Origin of the sequence: Nostoc sp., from assembly GCF_036917375.1 — a bacterium.
Taxonomy (GTDB): Bacteria; Cyanobacteriota; Cyanobacteriia; order Cyanobacteriales; family Nostocaceae; genus Nostoc.
The window spans coordinates 1-11,167 of record NZ_JBALDN010000032.1 but is presented as its reverse complement, the minus strand read 5'-3'; the positions used below and the strand labels follow the sequence as shown (position 1 = coordinate 11,167).

At 44.0% G+C, this 11,167-nt stretch carries 6 protein-coding genes and 2 pseudogenes; 5 read left to right on the top strand and 3 right to left on the bottom strand.

Translation table 11 applies throughout. From position 1 onward, the window contains the following. The 4 genes and pseudogenes from V7K45_RS08240 to V7K45_RS32935 form a co-directional block, all read left to right on the top strand. On the top strand, positions 1-317 hold a 317-nt coding region (locus V7K45_RS08240), incomplete at its 5' end, for an AI-2E family transporter (RefSeq protein ID WP_335002199.1). Positions 318-568: 251 nt separating this feature from the next. Then, complete coding sequence (locus tag V7K45_RS08235) at positions 569-1,951, top strand: transposase (protein ID WP_335002196.1); 1,383 nt, start codon at positions 569-571, stop codon at positions 1,949-1,951. A 129-nt stretch (positions 1,952-2,080) separates the two neighbouring features. After that, positions 2,081-2,818 carry a response regulator transcription factor RpaB gene (gene rpaB, locus V7K45_RS08230; RefSeq protein ID WP_335002194.1) on the top strand — a complete coding sequence of 246 codons (738 nt, stop codon included), beginning with the start codon at positions 2,081-2,083 and terminating at the stop codon, positions 2,816-2,818. A gap of 119 nt (positions 2,819-2,937) precedes the next feature. Then, positions 2,938-3,375 (top strand): annotated as a pseudogene (locus V7K45_RS32935) (glycosyltransferase); the annotation flags it as partial. 128 nt (positions 3,376-3,503) lie between these two features. On the opposite strand, the gene V7K45_RS08225 reads toward V7K45_RS32935, so the two are convergent. Beyond that, positions 3,504-5,231 (bottom strand): cryptochrome/photolyase family protein, encoded by a 1,728-nt coding sequence (locus V7K45_RS08225; RefSeq protein WP_335002192.1) that lies wholly within the window; start codon positions 5,229-5,231, stop codon positions 3,504-3,506. A 35-nt stretch (positions 5,232-5,266) separates the two neighbouring features. Between V7K45_RS08225 and V7K45_RS08220 the strand changes: the two genes are divergently transcribed. After that, positions 5,267-6,826: a plasmid replication protein, CyRepA1 family gene (locus V7K45_RS08220; protein WP_335002201.1), complete on the top strand. Its 1,560-nt coding sequence runs from the start codon at positions 5,267-5,269 to the stop codon at positions 6,824-6,826. A 40-nt stretch (positions 6,827-6,866) separates the two neighbouring features. Here V7K45_RS08220 and V7K45_RS08215 read toward each other — a convergent pair whose 3' ends face one another. Next, positions 6,867-9,743 (bottom strand): NHLP bacteriocin export ABC transporter permease/ATPase subunit, encoded by a 2,877-nt coding sequence (locus V7K45_RS08215; protein WP_335002190.1) that lies wholly within the window; start codon positions 9,741-9,743, stop codon positions 6,867-6,869. A 173-nt stretch (positions 9,744-9,916) separates the two neighbouring features. Continuing rightward, positions 9,917-11,074: pseudogene (locus tag V7K45_RS08210) on the bottom strand (ATP-binding cassette domain-containing protein); the annotation flags it as partial. Between the last annotated feature and the right edge of the window lie 93 nt (positions 11,075-11,167).

Here is an 11,167-nt window from a genome sequence, read left to right as displayed (position 1 = left end):
CTTTTTTACCAGCATTAGTAGCATTGAGTATTTCACCGCTAAAGTTAGTATTTGTGTTGATACTTTTCTTTGTAATGAATCAAATAGATGCCCATATTGTTCAGCCTTTGGTGATGGGTCAGCAAGTTAATATTCATCCAGTGATGGTGATTGTAACATTTTTGGTCATGGGTAAGCTATTTGGATTTATTGGTGTGCTACTTGCAGTGCCTGCGGCAGCAGTGATAATTACGCTAATTGATGAGTTTACTCCGTCAGAAAACCTGATAGAGTCAGTTGGAGTTGAAACTGGAATAGATGTTCAATCGAACGATTGAATATCTATTCAGTAATTGATGAGGTATTAACCAAACCCGCCGCTTTCATCCAGCAAGAAGCACTTTCATTACCACTGTTACCTAGAGAAATAATCGTAGGTATAAATATTTACTTTTGCTCGAAGAAAATTTGTATGTATAAAAGAGATATACTTTTATATACTCTAGGACTAGCCCTTTCAAGGTGTTGTGTGATGGGCAGATTTGTAGTTTGGTAAAAACAGGTGCAAATCTATTGGGTGGAGAAAAAAATGTTGCTAGGGCAGGTGTTTGAGCGTTTTGTAAAAGAGAGTCCAGTATCGGTGATGGTTCGTGGACTTTTAGAGAAAGCATTATGTCCTCAAATCCTTGATGAATTATTTGAACGTAGTGCCAAAAACCAGTACACTCGTGAGCTATTATTCTCCACAGTAGTTAATAAGATTCGCCTTGTGGTCTGCGGAGTCCATCCATCAGTACACGCAGCACACCAAGCATCAGTGGAAAAAATCAGTGTTTCAGTTACCTCGGTCTACAACAAAATCAATGGTATCGAACCAAGTACCAGTGGGGAGCTAGTCAGAGAGGTTGCTGGTCAAATGGAAGCTACGATTCGACACCTCAATGCCACAATGCCTGATTTGCTACCAGGTTATCGAGTAAAAATTATTGATGGGAATGCGATCGCTAGCAGCGAACACCGTCTGAAAGTGCTACGTGATATTAGTAGTGCCCCATTGCCAGGGCAATCTTTGGTTGTGCTTGATCCAAGTTTGATGTTGGCAGTGGACGTATTTCCCTGTGAAGATGGTCATGCCCAAGAACGTTCTTTGTTTGACGAAGTGCTACTGAGTGTTGAAGAAGATGATGTTTGGATCGCAGACCGGAATTTTTGTACACTCAAGTTCTTATTTGGTGTTGCCGCAGGCCAAGGCTACTTTATTATCCGGCAACATCAAAGTCTGCCTTGGCAGGCGAGTGATGATTTTCGTTTGGTAGGTCAAAGCGATACCGGTATCGTGTCTGAGCAGAACATCATTTTAAGTGCCGATGATGGTCAACTGTTAAAGGCACGCCGCGTTAAGGTCTGCTTGAAGCAGCCTAATCGTGATGGAGACAGGAAAATTTTTATTCTCACAAATCTGCCATCTGATGTCGCTTCTTCATTGTTGATAGCTGGAATGTACCGCAAACGTTGGAAGCTCGAAACCTTGTTTCAAGTCCTGACGGAGAATCTCTGCTGCGAGATTAATACACTAGGCTATCCAAAAGCTGCTTTGTTTACCTTTTGCATCGCTTTAGTCGCCTATAACGTGTTGTCTACTATTCAGGCAGCCCTCAGAAGTGTTCATGGAACTGAGAAGATAGAAGCCGAAATTTCCAGCTACTATTTAGCCGATGAAATCAAGGGTACTTACAGAGGGATGATGATTGCGATTCCCCCTGATGAGTGGTGTGTTTTTCAGAACATGACCTTCACAGAATTATCACAAACTCTCAAACATCTGGCAGGCCTTGTTAAACTGAGAACTTTTCGCCGTCATCCGCGAGATCCGAAGAAAGCTCAACCAAAACGAACTTACCTCAAGAACAAGCCCCATGTCTCAACTTTTAAGATTCTAAACCAGAAAAAGCTGCAAAATAACACACCTTGAAAGGGCTAGCGTAGCTCGCCGCAGGCATCGCTTCTTTCCTCATGACTGTACTTAAAGACTGTTTTGCGCTTTTGACTCCTAATAAGCAGATAATGAAGGGTTAAGAGTTCTCGCTCATTAGGAACAGCGTTGAGAAACTTATCAGGTGATAAAGCCACAATCTTAGTAGTAGATGACGAAGCCAGCATTCGCCGAATTTTACAGACGCGTCTAGAAATGATTGGCTACAGTGTAGTTACAGCTAGTGATGGTGAAGAAGCTTTATCAGCCTTTCGTAAAGAAACTCCCGACTTAATCGTTCTGGATGTGATGATGCCAAAGCTGGATGGTTACGGTGTCTGTCAAGAATTACGGAAACAATCAGACGTACCAATTATCATGCTCACAGCTTTGGCAGATGTAGCAGATCGGATCACTGGATTAGAGCTAGGTGCTGATGACTATATGGCGAAACCTTTCTCTCCCAAGGAATTAGAGTCAAGAATTCGCTCGTTGCTGCGACGAAGAAACGATAGAACAACTACTGCTGCTATTTCTAATTTGGGAGTAATGGTTGTAGACAATCTCAAAATTGATACCAATAAGCGACAAGTCTACAAAGCAGGTGAGCGGATTCCATTAACGGGTGTAGAGTACAGTTTACTAGAATTATTGATGAGCTATCCGGGCAAATCTTTTACCCGTGGAGAAATATTACAGCAAGTGTGGGGTTATAGTGCAGAACAACATGCAGATACTCGTGTGGTGGATGTGCATATCTCACGTTTGCGCTCGAAGTTAGAAGATGACCCGGAAGATCCAGAATATATACTCACAGCAAGAGGAAGTGGTTACTTTTTTCAACGAATTGTTCAACTAGAGCATTAATCATGAAACCGACAAATGTCAGTTGTTTGAGGTTGATGAAGTTCTTTGTCTTAATTGTAGTGTGTTGATAGATAGGCACAGTAAATTAGTACAATTTTTAGATACTGGAGTTTTCATTTTTGAAAAAGCATTTGAGCCAAAGTCTACCTATAGCACCAAACCGGAAACTGAAGATTACGATCCTAACAGTAGGTTCAAGAGGAGATTTGCAACCATACTGCGCTTTGGCTATTGGCTTGAAACGTGCTGGGCATGAAGTAACGGTTGCAACGCATGAGAACTTTGAGCCATTTGTGAGGAAGTTCGATTTAAAGTTTGCGGCGATCGCCGGCAATATGCAAGAGTTTTTGCAATCGAAACAAGGGCAGCGATTGATTGCGGGAGAAAAGTTGAAAAAAGAAGAAGGAGATAAGCTTTTACTTCAACAGTTGGAATCAGCTTGGAGTGCGTGTCAGGGAAGTGAGGTAATTATCTACACGCCGTTAGCTACCTTTGGATATCATATCGCAGAGAAATTAGGCGTACCTTGCTTTTTTGCATCAGTTCTACCGTTGACTCCTACAGGGATGTTTGGGTTTTTGAGATTTGCTCAAATAACTAAAAACCCGCTAAAGAAATTAATCAACTATGCCACCTACTTACTAGTAGAGTTTTTGCACTGGCAAAGATATCGTCCACTGCTCAATCACTTCAGAACAGAAACATTGAAATTGCCACCCTTGCCATATTTGGGCAGACGCTTCAGACAGAAGACTCCGGCAAATGTATCACGAATCCCCGTATTGTATGGATTTAGTTCACACGTCATCCCAAGACCTCGTGACTGGCCTGTATGGGTGTATGTAACTGGTTTCTGGTTTATTGACCAAGCCTCTGAATACGAGCCACCCCTTGAACTAGAGGATTTTCTTGGACGAAAGCAATTGCCGATTATTTGAAGCTCATCAAAAGAGATTCGCTCTAAGTTACGCAAGATTTGAGTCATGCGTGGCTGATTTTTGAGCAAGTCATAATGACGAGCCAGAAAGTCCCAATAAAAAAAGTTGAAAGGACAAGCATTATCCGTACTGCGCTGGCGATGATTATAAGCACAATTTTTACAATAGTCGCTCATGTTGTTGATGTAGTTGGCAGAAGCAGCATAGGGCTTAGATGCAATCATTCCACCATCCGCAAACTGCCCCATACCAATGACATTGGTTTGCATTACCCAATCGTAGCCATCAATAAAAGCAGCATGAAACCAGTCTTCAAGTTCTTGGGGGGAGATACCTGCTATCATTGCAAAGTTGTTCAACACCATCAACCGTTGAATATGATGAGCATAACCTATTTGTTTAACCTGAGTTAGAATTTGGTGCAGACAATTCATCTGTGTATCGCCAGTCCAATAAAAAGCAGGCAGAGGATGAGTGTGGTTAAACCAGTTACGTTCTGAATAGTCATCATCTAAGTAAACATAAACACCGTGCATATACTCTCGCCAGCCAAGCACCTGACGGATAAAGCCTTCAATGCTGTTTAGCTCCCAGTCGCTGCTGTTGTCTAAATATGCAAGCTGTGCCGCCTGAACAACTTCTAAGGGATGAAGCAATCCAATATTGAGATAGGGAGAAAGCATCGCGTGCCACATTGTCTGTTCGCCAGTTACCATCGCGTCCTGGTATGGCCCGAATGAAGACAAACGTGTTTCGATAAAAAACTTCATTACTTGTAGTGCTTGCTGTCGCGTTACACCCCAGCGAAATGGTTCAAGGAGCCAGTAACTTTGATTGTCCTGGAATGCCTCAGATTGCTTAATGAAGTTAATCACATCTTGTGTAATTGAGTCTGGTTCAAACCATAAAGCTTCGGGTAAAGTCAGTTTGCCTTTTGGTGGTTTGCGATTTTGCTTGTCAAAGTTCCATCGACCACCAACAGGTTGGTTGCCCTCCATGAGAATGTTGAAGTGCCGCCGTCCCTGACGATAAAAGTCTTCCATGATTAAACGTTTGCGACCACTGGCCCATTGTTGAAACTCTTGGTCACTCCAGATGAAGCGATTATTGGGTGTAAAAGTGACTTGAATTGGAAGTTCTAGCTTTTGAATCAACACAGCAAAAGGGCGATCTGTTGGAGTCATCACCCGCAGTTCGGTAATTTGGTATTGCTCAATCCATTGGAGTAAAGGTGTATTGAAATCTTGGCTTTGAGCGTATGTTACTGGGAAGCCGAGCGATCGCAATTCGGCAGCAAAGTGACGCATGGCTGACCAGACCAATACCAGTTTTTGCAAGTGATAAGGAAGTTGCCCTGCATGGGCAAGAGATTCGATAAAAATCACAGGAGTCTGTTGCTTTTGTTGCAAGCAACTTTGCAGTGCTGACTGCTGTGACCAAAGTTGATCTCCGAGAACCCAAATACCAATGGTCATGTCGCTTCGCTCCAATTAAAAATTAAAAATTACGGATTCTGCGAATTGATAGCGAATCCGTTGCTGATCCATCTCATGCGGCTTTCGGTTGTATCGCTCACTTGAACGAAATTCTTACCCAGTACGATTTAGTTATCGCCTCCCCAAGTTTAGAAACTGGGGTATCCATCGACATTCGAGGACATTTTGATGATGTTTGGGGGATATTTCAGGGAGTGCAACCTGTTAACTCTGTGCGGCAGATGTTGGCAAGGGTTAGGGAAACTGTTGACCGTAACATTTGGGTCAGAGAGTGGGGGATGTCGGTTGTGGGCAATGGTTCCACAACAATAGGAGGATTGCTCAGAAGTCAGCACGTCGCAACACAAGCAAACATTGCGCTGTTGTCGGCGGCGGATAATGCGGATTTGAGCTATATTGATCAGAATTTTCAACCGGAGTCTTTGCAGACTTGGGGGAAACGTGGTTCTGTAATCAACGTTGAGATGCGGCGTTATCGAGAGTCTGTGCTTGCGGGTTTGGTCGAAGATGGATATATCATTATTGATGCCGATGATGTTGATGACGATGAGAGTGGGGCTGTAATCGAGTCGGTTAAAGCGGCTAGTCAGGAATTGTATACTGCTGAATGTCAGGCGATCGCGGATTCTCCAACCATCTCTGATGCCGAACTCAAAAAGCTGCAAGACACAAGAGCGAAAACCAAGACCGAACGACATCAGCAGCGCAAGGCGGAATTGTCCCGTCGTTATGAAGTTGAAGTTACGCCTGATTTGGTTGAGAAGGATGACGATGGGTGGTATCCCCAACTGCGGATGCACTATTATTTGACGCTGGGGCGAGAGTTTTTGACCAACCGTGATGCTAAACGGGCTAAGGCGCAAGCCGAAGCCGGGAATAATGCTATCTGGAAGCCGGATTTTAACAAGGGGCAGCTATTGACTGCTGTCTTATTATTGGAGAGACTGAACTTGTTGCAGTTGCTTACGTCTGGGGAACGGTTACGCTCTTCTGACGAGGCAATGCAGGAGTTGAAGAAGGCGGCGATGAAGAATCGGTATCTCATCAAAACTTGTTTAAACGTCACCATTTCGGAAAAATTTACTCCCATAGCGATCGCACAGAAACTACTTGCGAAGATTGATTTGAAGTTGGATTATGTCGGTCGCTTGGGTAAGCGTGAAAACCGGGAATGCGTTTATCAGTTTGTTGCCCCTGATGATCAGCGTGATTCGATTTTTCGCCAGTGGTTCAATCGGGATGAAGTGTTTCTTAGTGAGTCGGTGTCAGTCACTAATAATAATATAAGTACAACTACACCAGTCATTGACACCACTCCCCAAGATATTCCTCAAACACTCACGCCAGTGGAAAGTTCGACTGTCCAAGGCTGGAAGGGGCTGAAGCTGAAAATGCGCCTTGGACTCGACAGCGCTGGTCAGTTCTACCAACAGCTAGTCTCCACAATCGGGGAGGCTGTCGGCGTTGCTGATGGAGAGCCTTACTGGAACGCATACTTGGGGCAGTGGCAGGTTTGGGTTAACTTTGCAGACGAGTGTAGGTCTGTGGTGTGCGATTGGTTGGTGGTGGTGTAGGACAAATCATGTATCCGCAGCTTTCATAAATCTCAAGTAACTAGCCCATTTGCCGAGCCATTAACTGGGAAAATAGACCTTCAACAGCAGCTAGCTCATGAAAAGTTCCCTGTTGGACAACTCTACCTGCTTGGAGTACATAGATCCGGTGAGCATTACGGATGGTACTAAGTCGATGAGCGCTCGCAATTCTGGTAACTTGTAATTTATCTAAACTTTCACTCACAATAGCCTGAGTTTTGTTATCAAGGGCACTGGTAGCTTCATCAAAAAATAAAACCCGTGGTTTTAATGCCAAAGCACGAGCAATCAACAATCTTTGGCGTTGTCCTCCAGAAAGATTACTACCCCCTTCGCTGACCACAGTATGCATTTGCATAGGCATGGTGGTGATATCATCAGCAAATCCAGACATCCGCGCTGCTTCCCAAGCTTCATCTAAGGTCATCAGTGCGCCACCTGCGATATTCTCGAAAATGGAAGCGGAATTTAGCTGACCATTTTGTAAAACCACGCCCAATTGTCGGCGTACTGCATCCATATCTAATCCAGATAAATCTTGACCATCGTAGTAAATACCACCTGCAATTGGAGTATCAAATCCCAGTAATAATCGTAGTAAAGTCGATTTCCCACTACCAGAAGCACCTACTAGAGCAATAAATTCTCCTGGTTCGGCAGAGATACTCACATCATCTAATGTTAGTGCGCCATCACTGCGATAACAAAAGGTAACATGGTCTACAGTAATTTTCCCTATGAGTCTACCGGGATCAGCTTTGCACATATCCACCTCTGGGATAGTTGCCAAAATTGGCTGTGTGCGTTGCCATTGGGGGATGACTTGCAAAATTTCTGTAACTGTATTGCTGAGGTTTGTAGTACCTCTAGTAAAGTTACCAAAAGCTGTGTTGAAAGCTAGGAAGGTGCCAAGAGATAATTCAACTGTTCCTGAAGTTTGCGGAGCTTCCAGCAGTTTGCTCGTAAACCAGAACAATATTCCAGAAGTCAGTATGGGCATAACTGTATTGAACAGGACAACGGCATCTTCTATGCGTTGTGTACTCAGTTCCAGCTTAATTTGGCGAGTGTAATTTTTACTCCAAGCGGCAAAGGCGCGTTCTTGTGCGCCAGCAATATGCAGTTTAGAAATACCATTGATTAGCTGTACTGTCTGCCCAAAAATATTACCCCGGATTTCCAGCAGTGGACGCACCTTGGTTAACAGCAGCATACCAGAGAGGGTGGTAAAAGCGATCGCAACTACCGCAACTCCAACGGCGATGAAAGCTAATTTGTAGTTGTAATAAAATAACTGTCCCAAATAAAACAGTGCAAACAAACTCGTAATCAAATTAATCAGAGTTGTCCCACTGAGTTTGCGGCGAATTGTACTTACCGATGTGATGCGAGAGAGTAAATCCCCAGTTGTGTATTGTCGGAAAAAAGACACTGGCAAGTTGAGCAATCGATCCCATACCCCCGCTTGGGTGGAAGCATCCCCAGCCGATTCCATCCGCAACAGAGCAAACCCCTGTGCTAGCTGAAATAAAGCTGTACCCAAAGCTGCAACCAGCAAACCTAAGCCGATTTGCAGTAATAAACCGCGATCGCTATCGGGAATTGCATTATCTATAATAATGGACATGGCATAAGGTGTAATCATCCCTAGCAGCGTCACCGCAATGCCGCTAAATACAATTGCCAACAGACTTTGGCTATGTCCTTGAAGTGTGAACTTGAATATATCAATAGCTTGGAGTGCTTTATCCGGCAAAGAGCGATAAAAGATATAAGCAACGGGAGCCAGGGTTGCAGCTATCTGTTCATCCACTCTGACACGGATACGTTCAACCGGGTCAAAAATTTCATAACGAGTTGCAGACATCGGCAGTAGTGCGACTGGGCGGTTATCTTGGGTGTAGGCGATTATTGGACCAGAATCCTTTTCCCACCAGTTATCTCGCAACAGCACCCGCCGCATCCGAATGCGTGAAGATCGAGCAATTGCTTCTAAAGGCTCTTTGAGCCGCTTGAGGTTTTCAGAACGAGACGGGGGACGAATTTTTATCCCCATCGCTCTACCTACAGCACCAGCGGCCACCAATAAAGGAGTACCTTCTAAGAAAAAGTCCCCATCTTGGGGATTCAGGGTTGATGCTAGTTCGCCTAAAGCTTCCGCCGTGACTTGACGATTTAGGCGTTGGCGATCGCGCAACCGGATTATTTCTGTTTGTGCTTCTTGCTCATCTATAATATTGATGCATTGCAAGAGTTGAGTATGCAACTGAGATAACCCAGCCAGCAGTGTATCTGGATTTGGAAATTCGCTGGTAGTGTTAGTTGTAAGTTGAACTCCCTCCACGGCTTCCAACCACATTTTATCAGTCAGGGGAAAAGTTGCAGTGGTTGGCGTTAAGGTGAGTTCCTCAAACCCCAGAAAGCGGACAGTTCCTTGGTGAAGTTGTACCCAACAGATTACACCTGCTTCTGGCTGGAAAGTCTGAGCATTATTTAAGGAAAATCGCACTTCTTTCTTAGCCTTCACCTGAATTTTTGGCATAGTAACTTGGGAGAATACACCACCGAGTTGCAACAGCCATGTTTCTATCCAAGTTAGAGCAATTGCATCTGCATTGGCTACTAACTCCCGAAAACATTCTTGATGAACTTGTAGTAATTCTATCTCTCCAATTGGAACTGCTAAAATCTGATACTGTTGATTAGCAGTTCCGAAAAGTGCTTCACCTTGATTAATACTGCATAGATAACGGCGAGTTCCTTCGATAACGCCATCTTTGAGTGTGACAGCAAACAAAGCCATAGTGCCAGACTGAACCACCCAAACTCTAGAAGGGTCATTCAGTAGAATCGGTTCATTACCATTAATTATGTAAACCTGACCGTGTATTAGCATTTTGGAATAAGGAGAAATCAATTAAAAATTAATAAAAATTAAAAATTCCAGAAAAAACTGGGAAAAATGTAGGGAGATGAGAGAGTTTGAAGTTCTGAGGCTGAAACTTGAGCCTTTGAGCTTGAAACTTTAAGTTCTAACTCTTTTCCTCATCTTTCTCATGCTTCCACCGCTTACCCTTCAGTGCGAATTAACCGCGAATATACACCGTCAACTTGCCATAATTCTTTGTGAGTGCCAAGTTGTACAACCTTTCCGCGTTCTAGAACAATAATTAGATCGCAATCGCGGATAGTGCTTAATCGGTGAGCGACAATTATGCAGGTGCATCCTCGGCGACGGAGATTTTGGTCAATGATTTGTTCTGTTTCTGCATCTAGGGCGCTGGTGGCTTCATCCATGACAAGTATGGAAGGGTTATTCACCAAAGCACGAGCGATTTCTAAGCGTTGTCGTTGACCACCACTTAAATTAGCAGCACCTTCTATGAGTTCAGCATCAAATCCTCCAGACATAGAAAGAATTACATCAGCGATCGCGGCATCTTGACAAGCCCGCATGAGGTTCTTATCTGGTACAGTAGTATCCCAGAGGGTCAAATTGTCCCGAACGGTACCACCAAACAGCAAAATTTCCTGCTCCACCATTGCCACAGAGTTGGTTAGTAGTTGTTGGGAAATCTCCTTTCTCGGTTTACCATCAAAGCAAACTTCACCCGCCCAAGATTCATAAAGTCCGCTCACCAGTTTTGCAATAGTAGACTTCCCAGAACCACTTCCACCTACCAAAGCTACTCGCTGTCCCGGCTTAATTGAGAGATTAAAGTTTTCAATCAATGGCGCTTCCAGCCGGCTATAACCAAAAGTGATATTCTGCAAATCCACATATCCCTGTAGTTTGGGAAGAAGATAGGAGGATGAGGGAGAATTTACTCCCCCTGCTCCTCTGCTCGTCTGCTTTTCTGCTTCCCCCACTCCCCACTCCCCACTCCCCACTCCTTCTACAGGATTATCCAGCACATCATCCAGCCGAATCAAATTCCCCTCTAATTCCTGGAGAGTAGTACCAAAGTTGACGAGATTGTTAACAGGTTGCTGGAAACCTAACATTAAACCTTGAAAAGCAATGAGCATCCCAATGCTGAGATGTCCATCCATTACCCGCAAACCACCGACAACCAACAAAAACATCGAAGAAAGAGCAGATAACAGCGTGGGTAATACTGAAAATGTTTGGTTTGTTACTCCTAATTCCTGCTGAGAATTGAGAGCTTTGGTGTAATAACCTGACCAGCGCGAAAAGAAATCTGACTCCAACCCCGATGCTTTTAACTGGAGTTTAGACTAAATCGTCGAAATCAAAGAAAAAAGAGGAGGTCTGATTGAACACAGGCCCCCTTTTGACAGAAGGTGAGAGAAGAACCA